Origin of the sequence: Actinomadura rupiterrae (genome assembly GCF_024172125.1) — a bacterium.
Taxonomy (GTDB): domain Bacteria; phylum Actinomycetota; class Actinomycetes; order Streptosporangiales; family Streptosporangiaceae; genus Spirillospora; species Spirillospora rupiterrae.
In genome coordinates, this window is the sequence record NZ_JAMZEA010000005.1 from 662,018 (window position 1) to 681,554 (window position 19,537).

Annotated in this window: 18 protein-coding genes, 1 tRNA gene and 1 pseudogene; 11 read left to right on the forward strand and 9 right to left on the reverse strand. The window is 70.7% G+C overall.

Annotation, left to right across the window (positions count from 1 at the left end):
• Positions 1–61: 61 nt before the first annotated feature.
• Positions 62–727 carry a hypothetical protein gene (locus tag FHU30_RS19875; RefSeq protein WP_253877725.1) on the forward strand — a complete coding sequence of 222 codons (666 nt, stop codon included), beginning with the start codon at positions 62–64 and terminating at the stop codon, positions 725–727.
• 14 nt (positions 728–741) lie between these two features.
• Here FHU30_RS19875 and FHU30_RS19880 read toward each other — a convergent pair whose 3' ends face one another.
• Positions 742–1,125 carry a hypothetical protein gene (locus FHU30_RS19880; RefSeq protein WP_253877726.1) on the reverse strand — a complete coding sequence of 128 codons (384 nt, stop codon included), beginning with the start codon at positions 1,123–1,125 and terminating at the stop codon, positions 742–744.
• A 331-nt stretch (positions 1,126–1,456) separates the two neighbouring features.
• A complete protein-coding gene (locus FHU30_RS19885; RefSeq protein ID WP_253877728.1) occupies positions 1,457–2,161 on the reverse strand; it encodes a scabin-related ADP-ribosyltransferase in 705 nt (234 codons plus the stop codon).
• A 401-nt stretch (positions 2,162–2,562) separates the two neighbouring features.
• On the opposite strand from FHU30_RS19885, the gene FHU30_RS19890 reads away from it, so the two are divergent.
• The gene (locus FHU30_RS19890; RefSeq protein ID WP_253877729.1) at positions 2,563–3,021 is read left to right on the forward strand and encodes a hypothetical protein; all 459 of its coding nucleotides are present in this window, start codon (positions 2,563–2,565) and stop codon (positions 3,019–3,021) included.
• Positions 3,022–3,121: 100 nt separating this feature from the next.
• On the opposite strand, the gene FHU30_RS19895 is transcribed toward FHU30_RS19890, so the two are convergent.
• From FHU30_RS19895 to FHU30_RS19905, 3 genes are all read right to left on the reverse strand, one after another.
• Positions 3,122–5,362 (reverse strand): protease-associated domain-containing protein, encoded by a 2,241-nt coding sequence (locus FHU30_RS19895; RefSeq protein WP_253877731.1) that lies wholly within the window; start codon positions 5,360–5,362, stop codon positions 3,122–3,124.
• Positions 5,359–6,207 carry a CU044_5270 family protein gene (locus FHU30_RS19900; RefSeq protein WP_253877733.1) on the reverse strand — a complete coding sequence of 283 codons (849 nt, stop codon included), beginning with the start codon at positions 6,205–6,207 and terminating at the stop codon, positions 5,359–5,361. Before FHU30_RS19900 ends, FHU30_RS19895 begins: the two co-directional genes overlap by 4 nt.
• Positions 6,208–6,271: 64 nt before the next feature.
• Positions 6,272–6,925 carry an RNA polymerase sigma factor gene (locus tag FHU30_RS19905; RefSeq protein WP_253877734.1) on the reverse strand — a complete coding sequence of 218 codons (654 nt, stop codon included), beginning with the start codon at positions 6,923–6,925 and terminating at the stop codon, positions 6,272–6,274.
• A 205-nt stretch (positions 6,926–7,130) separates the two neighbouring features.
• Here FHU30_RS19905 and FHU30_RS19910 point away from each other — a divergent pair, with 205 nt between their 5' ends.
• The 4 genes from FHU30_RS19910 (at position 7,131) to FHU30_RS19925 (ending at position 11,376) form a co-directional block, all read left to right on the forward strand.
• On the forward strand, positions 7,131–8,711 hold the full coding sequence (locus tag FHU30_RS19910) for a sulfatase family protein (protein WP_253877736.1): 1,581 nt from the start codon (positions 7,131–7,133) through the stop codon (positions 8,709–8,711).
• A gap of 315 nt (positions 8,712–9,026) precedes the next feature.
• Positions 9,027–10,238, forward strand: a complete 1,212-nt coding sequence (locus FHU30_RS19915; RefSeq protein WP_301323427.1) for an IS110 family RNA-guided transposase — start codon at positions 9,027–9,029, stop codon at positions 10,236–10,238.
• 126 nt (positions 10,239–10,364) lie between these two features.
• Positions 10,365–10,661, forward strand: a complete 297-nt coding sequence (locus FHU30_RS19920) for a hypothetical protein (protein ID WP_253877738.1) — start codon at positions 10,365–10,367, stop codon at positions 10,659–10,661.
• Positions 10,662–10,743: 82 nt separating this feature from the next.
• Complete coding sequence (locus FHU30_RS19925) at positions 10,744–11,376, forward strand: TetR/AcrR family transcriptional regulator (protein WP_253877740.1); 633 nt, start codon at positions 10,744–10,746, stop codon at positions 11,374–11,376.
• A 208-nt stretch (positions 11,377–11,584) separates the two neighbouring features.
• Here the strand turns inward: FHU30_RS19925 and FHU30_RS47680 are convergent.
• The 3 genes and pseudogenes from FHU30_RS47680 to FHU30_RS19935 all read right to left on the reverse strand — a co-directional run.
• A pseudogene (locus FHU30_RS47680) lies at positions 11,585–11,653 on the reverse strand (pentapeptide repeat-containing protein); the annotation flags it as partial.
• A gap of 6 nt (positions 11,654–11,659) precedes the next feature.
• The gene (locus FHU30_RS19930; RefSeq protein ID WP_253878075.1) at positions 11,660–11,896 is read right to left on the reverse strand and encodes a hypothetical protein; all 237 of its coding nucleotides are present in this window, start codon (positions 11,894–11,896) and stop codon (positions 11,660–11,662) included.
• Positions 11,897–12,093: 197 nt separating this feature from the next.
• Positions 12,094–13,098: an Lrp/AsnC family transcriptional regulator gene (locus FHU30_RS19935; protein ID WP_253877742.1), complete on the reverse strand. Its 1,005-nt coding sequence runs from the start codon at positions 13,096–13,098 to the stop codon at positions 12,094–12,096.
• Positions 13,099–13,301: 203 nt separating this feature from the next.
• On the opposite strand from FHU30_RS19935, the gene FHU30_RS19940 reads away from it, so the two are divergent.
• On the forward strand, positions 13,302–14,018 hold the full coding sequence (locus tag FHU30_RS19940) for an SDR family oxidoreductase (protein WP_301323298.1): 717 nt from the start codon (positions 13,302–13,304) through the stop codon (positions 14,016–14,018).
• A 137-nt stretch (positions 14,019–14,155) separates the two neighbouring features.
• On the opposite strand, the gene FHU30_RS19945 is transcribed toward FHU30_RS19940, so the two are convergent.
• Positions 14,156–14,229, reverse strand: a tRNA-Ile gene (locus FHU30_RS19945).
• A gap of 159 nt (positions 14,230–14,388) precedes the next feature.
• On the opposite strand from FHU30_RS19945, the gene FHU30_RS19950 reads away from it, so the two are divergent.
• From FHU30_RS19950 to FHU30_RS19965, 4 genes are all read left to right on the forward strand, one after another.
• The gene (locus tag FHU30_RS19950) at positions 14,389–15,072 is read left to right on the forward strand and encodes an LppX_LprAFG lipoprotein (RefSeq protein WP_253877745.1); all 684 of its coding nucleotides are present in this window, start codon (positions 14,389–14,391) and stop codon (positions 15,070–15,072) included.
• On the forward strand, positions 15,069–16,634 hold the full coding sequence (locus FHU30_RS19955; RefSeq protein WP_253877747.1) for an MFS transporter: 1,566 nt from the start codon (positions 15,069–15,071) through the stop codon (positions 16,632–16,634). The genes FHU30_RS19950 and FHU30_RS19955 overlap by 4 nt, the downstream gene beginning before the upstream one ends.
• 227 nt (positions 16,635–16,861) lie before the next feature.
• A complete protein-coding gene (locus FHU30_RS19960) occupies positions 16,862–17,854 on the forward strand; it encodes an alpha/beta hydrolase (RefSeq protein ID WP_253877749.1) in 993 nt (330 codons plus the stop codon).
• A 144-nt stretch (positions 17,855–17,998) separates the two neighbouring features.
• Positions 17,999–19,390, forward strand: coding sequence for a WS/DGAT/MGAT family O-acyltransferase (locus FHU30_RS19965; RefSeq protein ID WP_253877751.1), 1,392 nt, complete (start codon positions 17,999–18,001; stop codon positions 19,388–19,390).
• Positions 19,391–19,537 lie beyond the last annotated feature (147 nt).

Here is a 19,537-nt window from a genome sequence, read left to right on the forward strand (position 1 = left end):
TGTGGGTCGGGCCAACATTGCTTATGTTGGCCGTACCAACATCGACAGGCAGGAGCCCCCAGTGAGCACCTCACCGAACAAGCGGGTCGGTCGCGTTCTGATCGTCGGGCGCAGCCCGGGCGTACTCGTAGAAGCCGTCGACATCCTGCGGGCCAGGGGCTACTCCGCGGACGGCACCAACCAGTTCGACCAGGTCCTCGACGACTACGACGTCACCGGACTCGACCTCCTGGTCATCGGCGGCATGGTCCCCACCGAGACGAAGCGCCGCCTGCGCGCGGACGTCTCGGAACGCAACCCGGGCGTGACGATCATCCAGGGCCTGAGCGGAATCGCCGGCCTCCTGGCCGCGCAGGTCCAGGAGGTGGACTCCACCGAACCGCTCGAAGCGGACTACGACGCCGCCCACCGCTCGGTGCGCCTGACACTCGACGCCCCCGCCGACGTCACCATCGACACCTGGTTCGGCACGTTCACCCCGCCGGAACCCAAGAGCACAACCCTGCGCATCTTCGACGGCCGCCTAGACGCGGGCTCCCACATCATCCCCCTTCCTGACCAGGTACCGTCCGAAGCGTCCTTCGGCGCCGTCACGGTCGGACCGTCCACCCGCACATTCACCATCGGCGCAATGCCCGAGTCGGTCACCCGCCTGGTCCCCACCACCTCCACCGACACCCGCCTCCCCCAGGTAACCCCCATCACCACAACCACCAACCGCTTGTAACGCCTCAGCACCGGCTATTGAGGCCGACGCCCATCATCGGGTGGATAAGGGGCATCGCCCCCGGGCGAAGGCGGGAAGGGCGGCAGTGCCCCGTACGAGGACGGCCCCACCGGCAAGGGCGCGGCCTTCCCGGCCTGGTACACCACGAACCCGAGATACAGGAGCCCGCCGCAAGCCACGGCCGCCCCGCCACCCATGGTCAGCGCCGCTTCCAAGTGGTTGTCCGACCGCTGCTCGTCATAGCCGTTCTCGCCGGTCCGGTGGCCGTTGGTGGTGCTCACGCACCGATCCCCCTGCAGCATCTTCTTGCCGCCGCAATCCACCGACTCCTTGTTCAGCTCGTTCCACCCGCCAAGCAGGACGAGGCCACCGAAAAACACCCCGGCGACTCCCGCCATCCCCTTACCTCGAAATACCGAATCCCACCGTGACCCCATTCGCGCGACGCTACCAATCCCTCCCCCACCACACCGCCCACTGGCCAACAACGGCCCCAGCCCACTTGCGCGCGCTGAGCACTTTGCCCATCCGAATGAAGGGGTCAGGAAGCCTGTCGCGCAAGCGACGACCGACCTCGGCGCCTCGATGGTCCTGCACAGCGCGACCAAGTACCTGGGCGGCCACGGCGACGTCTGCCCTGCGCCGTCACCGGCGGCCACCTCGGCGCCCGCGCTCTTCACCCGCGCATAAGCACGGCCCTGGCCACGGGGCCAGGGCCGAAGCAGGGGCTCAGCGGGTGCGCTCGCGATAGGGCGCGAAATCGGGGTTGGACTTGCAGCCGAGGTTCTCGAAGGTGCTGATCTTCGTCTTCGGGTCGGTGTGCGTCAGGTGGTATTTGCAGGCGCCCTTGATGTACCGGCCCTTGACGCCTCCCGGGAGGTCGATCTCCTTGTTCCACAGGTACGGGGACTGGTAGTCGTTCCGGCGCGCGGTGGCATTGACGTCGATGCCGCCGGGCGCGTAGATCTCGTAGACCCAGCCCGTCTTGGCCGCCCCGTAGGTGGCGAACTTCTGCGCCACCCACTTCTCGCAGCTGGTGCTCAGGTGGGCGCTGGTCTGCCCGCCGCCCTTGACGATGTACTCGGCGAGCGGCGTCACCTGGTCGCCCCGCGGGGTGAACCCGTCGTGGAAGATCGCCTCCACGGTCTCCCGCGTGTCCCCCCGCCAGAGCGCGTTAACGTCCTTGCGCCACTGCCAGTGCTCCTTCGCCGCCGCGGACGCGACCGTCCGGGCGATCTGCGGCTCGGTCGTCGTCCGCCACCAGTCCCAGGCCCGATAACTCCTGACCGGCCCACAAGCACTGGTCAGATCGTCCTCCGCGGCCGCCCGCCCAGAGGCCGATACGACCGGCGAGGCATTCGCCGACGAGGCGGCGACTGGGACGACCGAGACGAAACAGGCAGCGGCAACGACCCGCACAGCGGTCTGGAACATGTTGTGAGCCCATCAGTAGATCAGCAGGACGGACTCTTTATAAACGCCCCACCCACCCCCACCCCGGCAACGAAACGCCCACCCATCACTACGAGCGAATTGCCCCCGCACCCCGCCTCAAACCAAGCCATGACCAATGCCAACACACCCAGACAAGTCAGCTACGCACTCCGGCTACGCCCCCACGCTGTGGAGGATGGCTGCTCTACCTGATCCGTCGCCCCGGTCAGCTCATCCATCGCGGGGAGCTCGGGACGGAGCTGCGCCTCGATCCCACGGGCGAGATCCCCCTGGGCAGTGACCGCTGGACAAACGGCGCCGGCGCGTTTGTCCAGATCGCTTGGTTCTGGACAATCCACGGTCCATACATGGGTTACGCCCCAACCAGCAGGGAGATCCCCATGCACAAAATCGGCATCCGCCCCCTTACCAGAACAGGTCTGTTCCTGACCTGCCTCCTCGCGGCAACGGCGACGGCCGGCGTGACAACGGCCCAGGCCGCCAACGGCGGGACCACTCACGAATTCGTCTACCACGCCGCCGGCAACCTGGCGGGCGAGGCTTGGTTCAACAGCGGATCGGCGAACCCCAGCAAAGGTCAGAACTCCTTCACCATCAAGGACCTGTTCTGCGGTGACGGCTGGAGCATCTACGTCAAGTGGGTCGGCAGGAACCCTGACGGCAGCCTCAGCGGCGGAGTCGCCTACCTCCACGGCGACTGCGACCCCGTGGAAAGGTCCCTCTCGGTATCCGGCCCACGCTCGGCGTCCCTTCCGTTCTCCTGGAGCGCCTGCAAATGGGACACCAATCACTTGAGCGCCGACACCTGCGAACCCTGGATCAACACCACCTGGTCCTGACCCGAACGGGTGCAGTTCTCCCTCCACGGGAGAACTGCACCCGCCCCTGCGGGGATGTGGAGAGCCCGGCCGCTTCGGGGCGGCCGGGCAATTGTGGGGGCTATTTCACTGTGTAGGCGTGGTCGATGGTCTGGTCGATGGTGGTGCCTGCGGCGTCGCGGGCGACGGCGCGGAGGGAGACGGGGCCGCGGCTGGGGTTGCGTAGGCGGACGACCCAGTGGTCACCGTCGCGGACCAGCGGTAGCGGGTTCCAATGCGCGCCGTCGTCGAAGGACGCCTTCACGACGAGCGACGTGACCGGGGACGCGGACGATCCTGCCTGGTGCTCGACGCTGACGGGGATGGCGACGTCCTTACCGGCGGGTCCCTGGTTGAGGTCGTTCAGCCAGGGCGAGAAGCGGACGGACAGCAACGGGAGCGGTGTCGTGGCGCTGGTCCCGGCGGAGGTGAACGTCCAGGACGTGTGGACGCCGGTCGTGGCCTGCCAGCGCGGGTCGCCCACCTTGGCGGCGACGTCGAGCCGGTACGCGCCCGGCTCGGCGGGGACCTGGAACGCGCCCTGGCCCGGCTCGGTGTTCTCGCTGACCAGGGCGCCATTGCGGTAGAGGCGGGTCAGTCCGGCGGACGCCTCGGAGTCGGCGTAGTTGCCTCCGGTGTGGTCCGGACCGTCGTCGGTGAACGTCGGGACGTTCACGTCGATGGTGTCCCCCTTGCGGAAGATCCACGCGGGACGGAGGACGCCCTTCAGCGGCGCGGGCGGGGTCGCGAGCCAGGGGCCCATGACGCCCTTGAACATCGTGTCGGTGAACCGGTCCCCCGGACGGTACTCGCGGGACCCGGAGGCCACGTACGGCGCGCCGTCCCCGGCGCCCATCAGGACGCGGCCGTACTTGAGACCGGCGAGCGGCGTGACGTACTCGGTCCGGGTGGTCGGCACGGGGATCTGCTCCCCGAGGTTGCCGAGTTCCACGTCGCCGAAGACGGCGCCGGGCGCCAGGATCGCGTTCCCGGGGGCTCCCGGGGCGCGGTAGGTGACGCGGCCCGCCACGAGGTCCTCGTCCCGGTCGGTGTAGGCCGGGTTGTCCGGAATCCCGCCGACCGTCGGGTGGACGACGTTGTAGCTGTACGGGCTGGTCGCGATCCCGTGCGTCGTGACCGAAACCGGGGCGGTCTCGGTCAGCCGCTTCAGCCGCGGGCCCGCGTCGTTCGAGGCCACCAAGGTCGGCAGCGCCAGCTCACCGGTGTAGGACGGCGCCGTCCCGGCCAGCAGGACGGCTCGTCCACCGGCTTTCGCGACGTTCTGCACCTTCTCGGGAAGCGGGGCGCCGCCTGCGGACGGATCGAGGACGACCAGGGCGCCCGCCGCGTCCTTGAGATCGTCCGGCGTGCCCGCGCCGCCGTTCACCGCCTTGAGATCGAAGACGCCGAGCAGCGGGGGCGAGTCCTGCCCGTCGTCGTCCCTGGCGTAGTTGACGTCCACGGGGAACGGCGATTCGCCACCGGCATCGACCCGGATGTGCGGTTCGGTGAAGACGCCCCGGGCGACGAAGACGAAGTCGGGGGTCGGATCGACGACATCCGCGTAGAACTCGGCACCGTCCGGCAGGAACGTCACGTTGCCGTCGTAGGCGTGGTCCGACCCGGGCGCCGCCTTCACGAACGTCCCGACGGTCCAGACGCCCGCCCTGGCGGTGGACCGGGCGACGCCCACTTTGACGCGGCGGGCACGGCGTCCGTCGAGCGTCAGCGTCTTGTCCCCGTCGATCCGCACGTCCGGTGCGACGAGTTCGAGGCGGGGGTCGTCCGGGCCGCCCGTGCCGGCGAAGGCCGACACCGCGTACCTGCCGGCGGGCAGGCGCGCCTCTTCACCGGCGTGGACGAGCCACGTCCCGAACGCGGGGTCGTCGCGGCTGGTCACGAACGCCGCGGCGGTGACGGGTTCGCCCTGCCGTCCGAGGACGTTGAGCGTGAAAGCGTGATCGGCCGCCGCGGTGGCGGTGCGCCGCAGCGGCGCGGTCGAGCCGCTGAGCCTGAACAGCCGCGGGTCCATCCGGCGCTGGACGGCGTCCGAGGGCAGGACGACCAGGTCGTCGCCATGCCCGGCCTGCTGGAAGGAGACGCGGTCGCGGCCCGGCCCGGGATCGATGCCGACGACCGCGCCGTTCCGGACGCGGACCCGGTCGCCGGTGGGCAGCTTCACCGTCTTCACGCCGGCGCGGACGCCGGACGCGGCCCTGCCCGGCGCGGCCTGGGCGTGGGCTCGGGTTTCGGACAGGGCGGGCGACGCGAGGGGCAAGACGAGACCGGCCGCCAGCAGGGCGGCCTGGGAAAGGCGCTTCACGGAATCCTCGGGCTTTCATTGGTCCAGCCGGTCGCCAGGTAGAGGAGCGTCCCGCTCACCAGGCGCTTGTTCTTGTAGCCCGACGTCGTCTTCGACAGCACCTGGGACGTGCGGGGGTCGATGACGAGCCGGTTGTGGAACCGCCCTGCGGGCGTGGTGAAGTCGAACGCGAGGCCCGTGCCCTTCCGCCCGCGCGAGTCGGTCTGGGGGCCGAGCGACCGCACCCCGGGGACGTCGGCCAGCGCCCGGAAGGCGGCGGCGCGGGTCCCGGGGGTGGTGGGCTGGTCGGTCAGCAGACCGACCAGGGCCTCGGTGACGCTCTCGATGTCCCCCGGCCTGCCGGCGTTGCGTTCGGCGAGGGCCCGGAGAGCCTTCGGTTGGGTCGGCAGTGCCAGCAGCCGGGACAGCGGCGGGTTCTCGCCGAGGACCGAGGTCGCGATCGGCCCGAGTCCCTTCGACTTGAGCAGTTCTCCGGGCTTCTGCCCAGGAGCCGGCTGGGGATCGCGGTAGGCGACCCAGCGCCGCCCGTCGAGAGTGACCCACTCGGCGTCCACGGGCGCGTCCCGGCGGTCGCTGGTGGTCACGACGCGCCAGTACTTCCCGGTGGGCTGCGTCGCGGCGCGTTCGGCGGCGGCGAGCAGGACCGTCCGGCCGGAGTCGTCCGACGCGTGCGGGGCAGGCCGGGTGCTTCCAGTGCCGGTGTTCCCCGGGACCAGCGTGGCGGTGGCGACCACCGCGGCGGCGGCCGCTCCGACAACGGCCAACCCCCAGGCGGGACGGATCCGACGCCGTGGCGCGACCGCGGCGGTCCGGCCGTCCAGGTGGTCGTTCACACGCGCGCGCATGCGCCCGACGGTGCTCGGGTCGGGGTCGGGCAGCGCGTCATGGTAGCGGTGGAGAGGGCGCAGGTCATTCATCGGTCACGGCCTTCAGGGCGGCGCGCAGCTTGCGGCGCGCGCGGTTGACACGGGAGCCGACGGTGCCGGGCGGGACGCCCAGGGCGACGGCGGCCTCGGCGTAGCTGAGCCCGGCGAAGGCGATCAGCGTGAGCGCCGCGCGATCGTCCTTGGACAGCCGGGCCAGGCCGCGGGCGAGCGTCGGGTGCAGCTGCCCGGCGGCCGTCCGGTCGATGACCTGGTCGGCGTGGCCGGGCTCGTCGTCGCGGCGGGCGGTGCGTTCCATCGCACGGTAGAACCGGGTCTCGGCGCGGCGGTGCCGGCTGATCAGGTTGGCCGCGATCCCGTAGAGCCACGGGCGCGCCTCGGAGTGCGCCGGGTCGAAGCGGTGCCGCTGGTCGAAGGCCGCCAGGAACGTGTCGGCCGTGACGTCCTCGGCGGCGGCCGCGCCGAGGCGCGCTGCCGCGTAGCGGTGGATCCGCGCGTGGTACCGGTCGAAGATCAGCGAGAACAGCTCCGGTTCGTCCCGGGACCTCTCGATCACCGACGCGTCGGACTCCGCTTCGCCCGCGACGTCCGCCTCACGGTCGGCGCCGCCGGACGCCGCGCTCCCGCCGGACGCGGTGGCCCCGGCGCTCGCCGCGGGCGGGGGGTGGGTCAGGTGCATGCTCGGATGCCTTCCTTCGGAGAAAGATCATCGCTGATTGCCCGCACGCCCCGCCGATTTCACGACGGCGTCCAGAATGATCAGTGATCCGCATCACACCAGTGGTCGGACGGGCCCGGGGACAGGTCCAGGCGGTGGGCGCACCGATCATGCCCGGCCGGATGAGGCCGTTGACGCTAAAATATACTTTACCTACCTTGTTAGTATGAAATTGCTCTCGGTGTACCGCCGGAGACCGGCGCTCCCCTCAGTGCTGCTGGCGCTCGTACTGCTCGCGGGGGCGGTCTCCGCGGGCCCGCGCCTCAAGGGCCCGTCGGCCTCGGCCGCCACGACGGGGCGACCCAACATCGTCTTCATCCTGACCGATGATCTCAACGAGGACGTCTTCGCCAAGGACGACGGGCTCCAGTCGCTCCTGACCAGCCAGGGCACCACCTTCACCAAGCAGTTCGTCGAACTCTCCCTCTGCTGCCCGTCCCGGACGTCGACGCTGCGCGGGCAGTGCGCCCACAACACCGGGATCTTCACCAACGACGCGGCCACCGGGGGCGGGTTCCAGAGCGTCTACAACAAGGGGCTGGAGAGTTCAACGGTCGCGACCTGGCTCCAGGACGCCGGGTACCGTACCGCGCTTTTCGGCAAGTATCTGAACGGCTACCCCAACGGGGCGCCCAGCAGCACCTACATTCCCCCCGGCTGGACCAGGTGGTTCAGCCCTAATGGCGGAAGCCCCTACAGCGAGTACAACTACGACGTCAACGACAACGGGACGACCGTGCACTACGGCAGCACGGCAGCGGACTACGGCGTCGACGTCATATCCAACAAGCTGTCCGCCTTCATCAAGAACACCACGACCACCTATCCGGACAAGCCCTTCTTCACCTACGTCGCCCCGTTCATCCCGCACGGACCGGCGACCCCGCCGCCCCGCTATGACGGCATCTACCCGAACGCCAAGGCGCCGCGGACGCCGTCGTTCAACGAAGCCGACGTGAGCGACAAGCCGGCCTGGATACGCGACAAGCCGCTGCTCGACCAGACCCAGATCACCAACATCGACAACCTGTACGAGCGGCGCCGGGAATCGCTCCGGTCGGTCACCGACCTGCTCCAGAACACCATCAACACCCTGCAGGCACAGGGCGTCCTGAACAACACCTATATCGTCTTCACCTCCGACAACGGATTCCACCAGGGCCAGCACCGGCTGAACTCCGGCAAGAACACCGCCTACGAGGAAGACCTCAACGTCCCGCTCGTCATCCGCGGACCGGGCGTTCCGGCCGGCGCGACCGTCAACGCCTTCACGCTCAACACCGACTTCGCGCCGACCTTCGCCCAACTGGCCGGCGTGACACCCCCGGATTTCGTCGACGGCCGATCCCTCGTACCGTTCCTCAAGGGGGTCACCCCCACCCCGTGGCGCCTGGCCTTCCTGAACGAGCACGCCGGACCCAGCACACTGAACACCAACACCCAGACCAACCTCCTGGAACCCCAGGACCCCGGCGACGCCCAAGCACTGGCCACCGGCGGCGCCCCCGTCTACGCCAGCCTCCGCGCCAAACCCAACACCCTCGGCATCGCCGACCCCCTCAACTACGTCGCCTACGACACCGGCGAGCACGAGCTGTACGACCTGACCACCGACCCGTACCAGCTCAACAACTCCTACGGCAGCGCGAGCGCCACGCTCAAACGGCGCCTCGACGCCTGGGTCGACACCCTGAAAACCGCCTCCGGCCAGGCACTGCGCACAGCGGAAGAAAACCCCCCGCAATAGCGCCCCCCACCTCCGCACAAAGCTGTCCACCTCGGGACTCCGCCAGGTGAAGCACGGTGCCCCCGTTATGTTTTTCGTGGTCCTGCAAGAGGGCCGCTGGCCTCCGGGCCCGGTATGACTGTTCCCCCCTGTCGAACCGATGACCTGGGGGGTGGTGTCACCGGGCCCGAGAGGTGTCGTCGGAGACGCTGATGAGAGGCCCGACCACCGCCTGGCCGGGCGCAACGCCCGACCGTCCTCGGGCGGCAGGTCTGCATAACGTGGATGCGCGAGTACGACACCGACGCCGAGGCCGGCGTCCGGAACTTCCCTGGGATGGTGGGAGTGGTCAGCACCCAAGACGTGGGCGTGTTCCTCGGTCTGGACGTCGGTAAGAGCTTCCATCACGGGCACGGACTGACACCGTCCGGCAAGAAGGTCTTCGACAAGCAACTGCCCAACAGCGAACCGAAGCTGCGCACGCTGTTGGACAAGCTCACCAGCAAGTTCGGCACCGTCCTGGTGATCGTGGACCAGCCCGCATCGATCGGCGCCCTGCCCCTGGCCGTCGCCCGGGACGCCGGCTGCAGGGTCGCCTACCTGCCCGGCCTGGCGATGCGCAGGATCGCCGACCTGTATCCGGGCGAGGCCAAAACCGACGCACGTGACGCCGCGGTGATCGCAGACGCCGCACGCACCATGCCGCACACCCTGCGGACACTCGAGCTGGCCGACCAGATCACCGCCGAGCTGACCGTGCTGGTCGGGTTCGACCAGGACCTGGCGGCCGAGGCCACCCGCACCAGCAACCGCATCCGCGGCCTGCTCACCCAGTTCCACCCCAGCCTCGAACGCATCCTGGGCCCGCGCCTGGACCACCCCGCCGTCACCTGGCTGCTGGAACGCCACGGCTCCCCGCAGGCTCTACGCAAAGCCGGACGCCGCAGACTGATGGAGACCATCAGACCCAAGGCCCCGCGCATGGCAGCCCGGCTGATCGACGAAGTCTTCGACGCCCTGGACCAGCAGACCGTGATCGTCCCCGGCACCAGCACCCTCGACCTGGTGATCCCCTCACTCGCCCGTTCCCTGGCAGCCGTCCACCAGCAGCGACGGGCTCTTGAAACCGAGATCGAAACCCTGCTGGAGGCCCACCCTCTTTCCCAGGTCCTGACCTCGATGCCCGGAGTCGGAGCCAGGACCGCCGCCGTCCTGCTGGCCACCGTCGGCGACGGCACCAGCTTCCCCACCCCCGGCCACCTGGCCTCCTACGCCGGCCTCGCCCCCGCGACCAAGTCCTCAGGCACCTCGATCACCGGCGAACACGCACCCAGAGGCGGCAACCGGCAACTCAAACGCGCCATGTTCCTCTCCGCCTTCGCCGCCCTCCACGACCCAGCCTCCCGCACCTACTACGACCGCTGCCGCACCCGCGGCAAAACCCACACCCAAGCCCTCCTCCGCCTCGCCAGACACCGCATCAGCGTCCTATTCGCCATGCTCCGCGACGGCACCCACTACGAACACAGACCCCCACGCCCCGCTTGACGAAAGACATAGAGGCACCCCCCTGCGAGGGGGGCACCGTCGCGGCCCGGCAGACAGCGATGGCCGCCATCGGGGAGCGCGGCCGGCCGACCCGTCGAGCACCCACCCGGGCCCAACCCAGCCGCGGTGTACGCACTCCTGGACTTCGCGGGCAGCGGCGGCGCGGCCGACTACGTGACCATCCCCGCGGCCCAGCTGGCCGCCAAGCCCACGACCACCGATCGCGTCGCCGCATCCAGCCTGCCGCTGGCCGCCCTCACCGCCTGGCAGTCCTTCACCGACCACGCCCACCTGGCACCCGGCCGGCAGCCGCACTTTGTCCCTGGCCTCACCGCCCTCGGCCTCAACGTGCTGGATCGCCTCGTCCACCCCTCTGCGCCCGGGCAAGGACGTTTCGCCATGGCCCCTGGCCGGACACGGTGACCGGGGGAACAGGGGTGGGAACGCAACTCCCACCCCCGCGAGCACACAGCGCAGGTCGCTCATGACTTACAGTGATCACACGATGGGAGAAGAACACGACCACCTGATCGCGACGGCCCTCCGGATATTCGCTGAACTCGGGTACGACGGGGTGACGCTGCAAACGATCGTCGACGCGGCGGGCTACGACATCAACGTCGTCCACAGCGTGGCCCGGACCAAGGCGGAGATGTACCTGGCCGTCATGCAGCACGCCGACGACCTCGAACGGAGCGCCCTGGAGGCCGCGCTCGCCCGCTTCACCCCGAGCAAGCAGGGCGTCATCACGCTCGCGGACGCCTACTTGGACTTCTTCGTCGCCCATCCGCACGTCCTGGCGCTGTGGCAGCACCGCTGGATGGGCGACGCCGCCGACCTGCCCGACCTTGAAGAGCGCTACACCCGGTCCCTGTCGGTCCAGATCGCCGGCACTATCAAGGACCTCCTCCCGCCCGACGTCGCACCCGACTACCTGGTCTGGAGCGTGGTCTGGTGCGTCTACGGCTTCCTGTCCGGGGGCGTCATCGGCAGCGGCTCGGACCAAGGGCGCCACCGCCACAGCGACAGCGGCGGCCGCGACCTGGAAGGCTTCCGCACGTTCCTGCACACCATGCTCGACCATCTACTCACGCCGCTGCCCCAGCGTCCGCCTGACACCGGCAGCTCAGGCCGATGACCTGCGGGAAAGCCGTTGCAAGTGGTGTTGGTCGATTGCGCGTCCCTGCACTGAGTGCAACAGTCCCCAGACCACCCCGCCGACTCGGGTCCCTGACCACTGGCCCCGCACCACGCCCGCCGCCGGAGCCGCGGGCCCGCCGACTATCCGCGCCCCCGGCGACGGGCCTCCACCGGCGACGGCTTGGAACCGCTCAACGCCCGAAAGCTCAGCACCGCCTGCGGCAGATTCGCCCCGTCAGGTCCGCACCGGACAGGTCTGCGTGCCACAGGTTCGCGCGGGGTCAGGTGCGCCTCCATCGGGTGCGCGCGTACGCGGCCAGCACGTGGACGATGGTCGGGCGGTCGCGACCGGAATCCTGGGCCAGGCGTTGCAGCGCGTAGATGCCGCCGAGCCGCACCTCGCCCCGGGCCGAGCCGAGCTGTTCGACGGCCTTGGCGTAGCGACCGGTGTCCTGGCCCTGCCTGGTGACGCAAGCGAGGGCCGTTTTGGTGGACGGGCTGGTCGCTGATGCGCTCAAGCTGCCGGGGCACCTGCCCGACCAAGAGCTGGGCGACGCCGCGGCCGGCGCGGGGGGTCTGCTGGCCGACTCCGCCTCCACCGCCGACCTGCCGACAGCGGGCACCGTCGCCACGTTCGCTCCAGTCGCTCGAAGGCGGGTTTCGGGGCGGGGACGGCTCGTGCGGGTGGGCGAGCAGGTGGTGGCGGCTCCGGCTCTCAGCGGCGCGGGCGAGTGCTGGACGGCTCGATGAGGCGATCGTCGGAGAGCCGGGTGCCGGCCTGCTTGACGTGCCTCAGCACGGGTGAGACCTCCATGCTCTGCAGTCCGGTCAGGGACCCGATGCGGTCCGAGGTGAACTCGAACAGTTCGTCGAGGTCCCGGCAGTGTGCGACGGCGTGGATGTTCCAGGGCCCGGAGATGGCCGCGGCGAACGCGATCTCGGGTTCCTGCGCCAGTGCGCGGCCCGCGCTCTTCACCGCCGACGGGTGCACGCGAAGCCAGAGGTTCGCGCGAGCGTGATACCCCATGGCCGCTGCGGCGATCTCGACGTCGATGTGGACGGCGCGGTGCTGGAGCAGAGCGTCAAGGCGTCGCGAGACGCGTCCCGGGGTGAGGTCGGCGGCTGCGGCGAGATCGACGAGGCTGGCGCGGCCGTCCGCGGCGAGCGCATCGAGCATCTTCTCGTCCTCGGGGGTGAGGTGTACGGGCTCGCGAGTGACGACCGGAGACTCGGCGAAGGGGGGCCCGCCGCTCCCCAGCGCCGCCTCCTCATCCGGGGACAGGGTGCCCTGCAGGGCGGACCAGTAGTGGGCGCGGCCTCCGAGGAATTGGCGGAGCATGGCGAAGGCGTTGATGTCGAGCACCGCTGCGGTGCGGGGAAGCCGCTGCCCCAGGAGGTCCTCGCGTTGCTCCCGCGTCCGCGACTGGATCGCGCAGGTGATCTCGCAGCCCGCCGCGCTCAGGGCCACCCAATTCACGTCGTCACGGTCGGCGAGCGCGTCGGCGATCGCCGCGACACTGCCGGGGCGGCAGCGCAGTCGCACCAGCCACCTGCTCTGCCCCAGGGCGCCCGGGTTGACCACGCCGGCCACGCGGATGACGCCGTCGGCGCGCAGGCGGCGATACCGACGGTTGACGGCGCCCTCGGTCAGGCCGAGAGCGGTCGCGATCGCCGCGAACGACGCCCGCGGAGCGATCTGCAGCGCCCGAATGATTCGCACATCGTCAGGCTGCACTGAAGCGGATTCCGTCATGAGCACCCCTTGCCATATCGGTAATCCTACAAACGAGCGCTCGTGGCTCGCCTGCGAGGAAGGCAGGACGGAACACTTGAAGCGCACAGTTGGCAGCGCCCTGTGCCGATCCCGGGGCATCGACGATGCCCGAACGGAGTACAACGCTCGAAGAACGGAGATGACGCTGGATGTCATCGACTGGCACCCAACAACACCCACCGACCGCCCTCATCGTCGGCGCCTCGCGCGGCCTCGGCCACGCGATGGCGGCGGAGTTCCTCGACAGGGGCTGGAACGTCGTCGGCACCGTTCGCGACACCACTGCCCGAACGCCGCTGCACGAACTCGCGGACCACGCCGACGGTCGGGTGACCATCGAGCATCTCGATATCAACGACCCCGACCACCTGCCCCCGCTGCACGAACGTCTGGCGCACCGCCGACTCGACGTGCTCTTCGTCAATGCGGGCACCACCAACAACGAGCAGACGCCCATCGGCGCGGTTCCGACAGCCGACTTCATCGACGTGATGGTCACCAACGCGCTCAGCCCCATGCGCGTGATCGAAGCCCTCGAAGACCTGGTTCCACCGGCGGGACTCCTCGGGGCGATGTCCTCCGGACAGGCCAGCATCACGAACAACACGACCGGAGGCCGCGAGGTCTACCGGGGAAGCAAAGCAGCCCTGAACATGTTCATGCGGAGCTTCGCGGCCCGGCAACCTGAGACGCAGCGGGCCTTCGTCCTCATGGCGCCGGGCTGGATACGCACCGCCCTGGGTGGTCCGGACGCGCCGTTCACCATCGAGGACACCGTCCCCTTGCTCGTGGACGTCCTGCTCTCCCGACTGGGCACGCCCGGCCTGGCCTATCTGGACCGCTTCGGCCAGACCGTCCCTTGGTAACCCCGCGCCGCCTTTCCGGTCGTGGCTTGCCGCTCCCCCGGGGCTCCCGGAAAACCTGGTGTTCCCATGGTGTTCCCATGATCTTGGAAAGTCCAGGCCCGGATCGCGTTTTCGCAGGTCAGGGGGTTTTGATCAGGTAGGGCGGGCGGGACTCGAACCCGCGACCCAGGGATTATGAGTCCCCTGCTCTGACCGGCTGAGCTACCGCCCCTGGAGTCACCCCCGGGTGTGCTGGTGCGGTCTGGGGGCGTGTCGGGGCTCATCTTAGCGGCGGGAGGCGTGGGGCGGCCACCGTAGTCCTCTGGGGTGGGGCGGGATCATACCTCGTGCCGAGTGACGGGGGTGGTGACCGGTCGGTAGGGTCCGGGCTATGTCCAAGGTTGTGCGGCGGTTCGTGGTCGTGGTGGTCGCCCTGCTGGTCGCGGCGGGGTGCAAGGGCGGGGGCGGGTCGAAGGAGACCACGGCCCATTTCGACGCCGCGCAGGTGGTGAAGCAGTCGGCGGACGCGATGGGGAAGGTCACCAGCGTCGGGGTGACGCTGCGGACCGAGGGCGATCCGGGGCTGATGGTGCACGGGGGCGACCTGAAGCTGCTGCGCAACGGGGACGGCGAGGGGACGGTGCAGGTCGCGCAGTCCGGGGCCGTCGGGGAGATGCAGCTGGTCGCGGTCGGTGACTCGGTGTACATCAAGGGCGTGACCGGCAAGAGCTGGCGGAAGGTGCCGAAGCTGCTGGCCGGGACGATGTACGACACCTCGGCGGTGCTCGATCCGGACCGGGGGGTCGCGAAGATGCTGTCGTCGATCTCGGACCCGAAGGCGCAGGCGGAGGAGAAGGTCAACGGCAAGGACTGCTACCGGGTCGGCGGGACGCTGCCCAAGGCGTCCATCGGGAAGATCGTTCCGGGCATCGACAGCGACCTGCCGGGGCAGCTGTGGATCGACAAGGCGTCGCACCGGCTCGTCCAGGTGAAGGGGACGATGCCGAAGGGCGGCTCGGCGACGATCGTGTTCACCGAGTACGACCAGCCCTACAAGATCAGCGCGCCGCAGTGACCGTGACGGCCGGGGCCGCCGAGGTGGCGGCGGACGGCAGGCGGCGGACCGCGATCGGGGTCGGGGCGGCGGTGGTGCTGCTGGCCTCGCTGGACGCGTACGTGATCTCCACGGTGCTGGTCACGATCGTGACCGACCTGAGCCTGCCGGTGAACCGGCTGGAGCGGATCACGCCGGTGATCACCGGGTTCCTGCTCGGGTACGTGGCGGCGATGCCGCTGCTCGGGCAGCTGTCGGACCGGTTCGGGCGGCGGGCCGTCCTGCAGGGGTGCCTGGCGCTGTTCGCGGTCGGGTCGCTGGTCACGGCGCTCGCCGGGGAGTGGCCGGTGCACCTGGACGGCAAGGACGCGATCTGGGCGCTGACGGCCGGACGGGTCGTGCAGGGCGTTGCCGGAGGCGCGCTGCTGCCGGTGACGATGGCGCTCGCCGGGGACCTGTGGCCGGAGCGGAACCGGTCGGTCGTGCTCGGCGCGGTCGGCGCGGCGCAGGAGCTCGGCAGCGTGCTCGGCCCGCTGTACGGGGTGGGCGTCGCGGCGGCGCTGGGCTGGCGCGCGATCTTCTGGATCAACGTCCCGCTGAGCGTGGCGGCGATGGTCGCGGTGTTCTTCACGGTGCCCGGCGGACGGCCGAAGGAGCGGGCTCAGGGCGTGGACGTCGTGGGCGGCGCGCTCCTGGCGCTCGGGCTCGGGCTGCTGGTCGTGGGGCTCTACAACCCGGATCCGCAGCGGTCGGCGCTGCCGCCGTGGGGGTGGGCGCTGCTTCCGGCGGGGCTTGCCGCGCTGGTCGTGTTCGTCCTGTGGGAGATGCGGGCGCGGACGCGGCTGTTCGACCTGTCCGGCGTCCGGCGGGGTCCGCTGCTGGCGACGCTCGGCGTCAGCCTGCTGTCCGGGGCCGCGCTGATGGCCACGCTGGTGGACGTCGTGCTGATGGCGCGCACCCTGCTCGGCAAGGACGACGTGGGCGGCGCGCTGCTGCTCACGCGGTTCCTGGTCGCGCTGCCGATCGCGGCCGTCGGCGGCGGATGGCTCGCGCGCCGGTTCGGTGAGCGGTGGCCGATGGCCGCCGGGATGGCGGTCGCGGCGGTCGGGTTCGTCCTGATCGCGACCTGGCCCCTGGACGCCGTGCACGCCTCGTACGGGCCCGTCCCCCGGGTGGACGCCGACCTGGTGGTCACCGGGCTGGGCCTCGGGCTGGTGATCGCGCCGGTGTCGTCGGCGGTGCTGCGGTTCGTCCCGGCGGCGCGGCACGGGGTCGCGTCGGCGGCGGTGGTCGTCGCGCGGATGATGGGGATGCTGCTCGGCATCGCCGGGCTGTCCGCATGGGGCTTCTACCGGTTCGGCGACCTGACGGCGCACCTGGAGATGCCGCTGCCGTTCGACGAGGGCTTCAAGGAGAAGTTCGCGGCGTACAAGGCGGCGGTGAAGGCGGCGCTGCACACCGAGTACCAGGAGATCTTCTGGATCACCGCGGGGCTGTGCGTGCTCGGCGCGCTCGCCGCACTCGCGGTCCGCCCCGCCCGCGAGGACTGCCCCCACCCCTCAGAAAATGCTCTGAACCCCTAAAGAGCGGCGCGGGGTGAACTGGAGTGCGCACCGGTCCGTCGAATTTAGTAGCCGTGTGACAAGGCGCGTCCGGACGTCACGTTTCCTGCGCGTGAACCTCTTGACATGGTGATCGCAGCGGTGCGAGGTTGACGCAGGGTCACCCGAATGACCGCTTGGTCACCAGGTGTCCCGACCGGCCGCCGGGAGCGCACGGCGACCGCGTCCGCGCACCGTGGGGAGAGAACATGCAGCCTCTCGTCGAGTCCCGGCCCGGCACGACCGTCCGGTCCCGGCTGACCGCGCGCGGGCTGCGCCTGACGGTCGGCCCGCTGCTGTCGGTGTGGCCGCTGACGCACCGCGGCCTGCGTCCGGCGGTCGCGATCGACCTCGCCGCGCCGCTCGCGCTGCCGACGCCGCGCTGGGCGGAGGTCGAGCCGGTGCCGTTCGACGACTTCCGCGCCGAGTGGGTGCGCGCGCCGCACGCCGCGTCCGACCGGGCGGTGCTGTACTTCCACGGCGGCGGGTTCTTCTCCTGCGGGCTGCGCACGCACCGCCGGATGATCGCGCGGATCGCCGCGGCGTCCGGGGCGCCCGTCCTGTCGGTCGCGTACCGGCAGCTGCCGCAGGCTCCGCTCGCGGCCTCCGTCGAGGACTGCGTCAAGGCGTACCGCTGGCTGCTCGGCCAGGGCTACTCCGCGGACCGGATCGTCGTCGCGGGCGACTCGGCGGGCGGGTTCCTCACCTTCGCGGCGACGCTGCGCGCGATGGAGGAGGGGCTGCCGCGCCCGGCGGGGCTGGTCGCGGTCGCGCCGCTCACCGACCTCGACCACACCGCCAAGGTCGAGCACGCCAACGCGCGGTCCGACGCCTACCTGCCGGCGCGCCGCGTCCGGCGGCTCGCGGCGCTGCTCACCGAGGGCGCCGTGGACCCGGCCGCGTCGCCGGTGAACGGTGAGCTGGGCGACCTGCCGCCGACGCTGATCCAGGTCAGCTCCAGCGAGATGCTGCTCCCGGACGCCGAGCTGATGGCCGAGCGCCTCACCGCCGCGGGCGTCCCGTGCCGGTTGCAGGTCTGGGAGAACCAGGTGCACGTCTTCCAGGTGTTCGCCGACCTGGTTCCGGAGGGGCTGGCGGCGCTGCACGAGATCGGCGCGTTCGTCCGCGAGCAGACGATCCCGCGCGCCGTCCCGTCCAGGACGCGCCGTCCGCGCCGCCGCGCACGCTCCGCCGCCGCCTGAGCCCGCACGCGTCGCCCGCTGAACCCGCGCGGCGTGCACTCGAACAACGCCTGGCGCCTATGCCGGTTGGACGGCGTGTCAATGGGAAGCCTCTTACGCACCCCTGGCAGCACAACACGAGAGTGTGAGGCGACGGTGCATCACATGTCCGGGCTCGACGCCAGCTTCTACCTCCTGGAGGACGAGAACACCCCGCTGCACGTGGCGTCGGTGGTGGTGTTCGAGGGCCCCGCGCCGTCCTACGGCGACGTGATCCGGCAGATCGTGGCGCGGCTGCCGCTCGTGCCGCGCTACCGGCAGCGGGTCCGGAGCGTCCCGCTGCACCTCGGACGGCCCGTCTGGGCGGACGACCCGCACTTCAACATCCTGTACCACGTGCGGCACACGGCCGTGCCGGGCCCGGGCACCGACGAGCAGCTGCGCAACCTGGCCGGCCGGGTGCTCGGCCAGCGCCTCGACCCGGACAAGCCGCTGTGGGAGATCTGGCTGGTGGAGGGCCTGGCGGACGACCGCTGGGCGCTGATCGCCAAGGTGCACCACTGCATGGTGGACGGCGTCGCCGGCATGGACCTGGCGACCGTCATGTTCGACCTGTCCCCCGACTACCGCCCGCCGGACGAGCCGCAGCCGTGGACGCCCGCGCCCGAGCCGTCCGCGCTGGACCTGCTCGCGGACGCGGCGCGGCGCGCGGTCACCCGGCCCGTCGCGCAGGGCGTGGACGTGGCGCGCGAGTTCGGCGTCGCGCGGGACCTGCGGCGGATCGGCGCGTTCGCGCTCGGCGCGGGCCGGGCGACGGCCAGGTTCGCGCGCCCGGCGGCGGCGTCGCTGAACGGCCCGATCGGCCCGCACCGCCGCTGGTGCTGGCAGACCGTCCCGCTGGACGAGGTGAAGGCGGTCAAGCGGACCCTCGGCGGGACGGTCAACGACGTCGTCCTCGCCGCGGTGACCGCCGGGTTCCGGGACCTGCTGAACGCGCGCGGCGACCTCGCGCCGGACTCGATCGTCCGGTCGGCGGTGCCGGTGTCGGTCCGCGAGCAGAGCCAGCGCGGCGAGATGAACAACCGCGTCGCGGCCGTGTTCGTGAACCTGCCGGTGGGCGTGCCGGACCCGCTGGAGCGGCTGCGCCGGATCCGCGAGCAGACCGACGACGTGAAGCGCAGCGAGCAGGCGGCGGGCACCCGGACGCTCACCCGCCTCACCGACACCGCCGTCGCCCCGGCGCTGCTGTCGCTCGCGGCGCGGATGCCCGTGCGGCTGCGGCAGGGGCTCGTCCAGACGGTGACGACGAACGTGCCCGGCCCCGACTTCCCGCTGTACGTGATGGGGCGCAGGCTGCTCGAACTGCACCCGTACGTCCCGCTCACCGGCGGGATCCGCGTCGCGACGGCGATCATCTCCTACTGCGGGACGCTCTACTTCGGGATCACCGCCGACTTCGACGCGATGCCCGACGTCGACACCTACGCGAAGGGCGCCGCGGCCGGAGTGGCCGAGCTGCTCGCCCTGGTCCGCGAGGACGGCCCGTCCGGGACATGACCGCAAAACGCCGCCGCCGCCCGCGCGCGGGTGGATCATGACTGCATCCGGACCGTCCATAACCAGGGTGGGTCAGAAATTTTGCCTTGCGGCCCGACCGGCCGGGAAGCCAGTGACGGCAGGGGCTGCGGGCCACGCGACGGGCCT

Coding starts and splice junctions, on each gene's coding strand:
- FHU30_RS19880 (WP_253877726.1), bottom strand. CDS start 1,125: ATGGCGGGAGTCGCCGGGGTGTTTTTCGGTGGCCTCGTCCTGCTTGGC.
- FHU30_RS19885 (WP_253877728.1), bottom strand. CDS start 2,161: ATGTTCCAGACCGCTGTGCGGGTCGTTGCCGCTGCCTGTTTCGTCTCG.
- FHU30_RS19890 (WP_253877729.1), top strand. CDS start 2,563: ATGCACAAAATCGGCATCCGCCCCCTTACCAGAACAGGTCTGTTCCTG.
- FHU30_RS19900 (WP_253877733.1), bottom strand. CDS start 6,207: ATGCGCGCGCGTGTGAACGACCACCTGGACGGCCGGACCGCCGCGGTC.
- FHU30_RS19905 (WP_253877734.1), bottom strand. CDS start 6,925: ATGCACCTGACCCACCCCCCGCCCGCGGCGAGCGCCGGGGCCACCGCG.
- FHU30_RS19910 (WP_253877736.1), top strand. CDS start 7,131: ATGAAATTGCTCTCGGTGTACCGCCGGAGACCGGCGCTCCCCTCAGTG.
- FHU30_RS19915 (WP_301323427.1), top strand. CDS start 9,027: ATGGTGGGAGTGGTCAGCACCCAAGACGTGGGCGTGTTCCTCGGTCTG.
- FHU30_RS19925 (WP_253877740.1), top strand. CDS start 10,744: ATGGGAGAAGAACACGACCACCTGATCGCGACGGCCCTCCGGATATTC.
- FHU30_RS19940 (WP_301323298.1), top strand. CDS start 13,302: ATGTCATCGACTGGCACCCAACAACACCCACCGACCGCCCTCATCGTC.
- FHU30_RS19950 (WP_253877745.1), top strand. CDS start 14,389: ATGTCCAAGGTTGTGCGGCGGTTCGTGGTCGTGGTGGTCGCCCTGCTG.
- FHU30_RS19960 (WP_253877749.1), top strand. CDS start 16,862: ATGCAGCCTCTCGTCGAGTCCCGGCCCGGCACGACCGTCCGGTCCCGG.
- FHU30_RS19965 (WP_253877751.1), top strand. CDS start 17,999: ATGTCCGGGCTCGACGCCAGCTTCTACCTCCTGGAGGACGAGAACACC.